The organism is Paenarthrobacter aurescens (assembly GCF_025421775.1).
Lineage (GTDB): Bacteria > Actinomycetota > Actinomycetes > Actinomycetales > Micrococcaceae > Arthrobacter > Arthrobacter aurescens_B.
Genome location: NZ_JAOEFX010000417.1, coordinates 1 through 260 on the forward strand (window position 1 = coordinate 1; position 260 = coordinate 260).

The 260-nt window shown below is 30.0% G+C and carries 1 protein-coding gene; it reads left to right on the forward strand.

Going from position 1 to position 260, the window contains the following annotated elements:
• Window positions 1-184, forward strand: a 184-nt coding sequence (locus tag N7568_RS24185; protein WP_261612219.1) for a hypothetical protein, incomplete at its 5' end; no start/stop codon positions are given.
• Window positions 185-260: the final 76 nt, after the last annotated feature.

Sequence of the window (260 nt, forward strand, 5' to 3'; positions counted from 1 at the left end):
ATGTGTGATAGGTTTTAATGAAGCTGTTTTGTTAGACCATTTAATGAAATCACCATCTAAATGGTCGTATTTAAATGAAGATGTTGAAGATTTAATTGGCTTGAATTTTAGAAATATGAAGCTTCCTCAAGATTTTAAAGACAGCTTATCAAAAAACTATGCTCATGATAGAGATAGTGGATAAGTACTATATTAATCTGTAAAAGGGATCAAACTCTCTATAACTATAAAAAATCCTTTGCTTCCAGAGTGGAGGATTT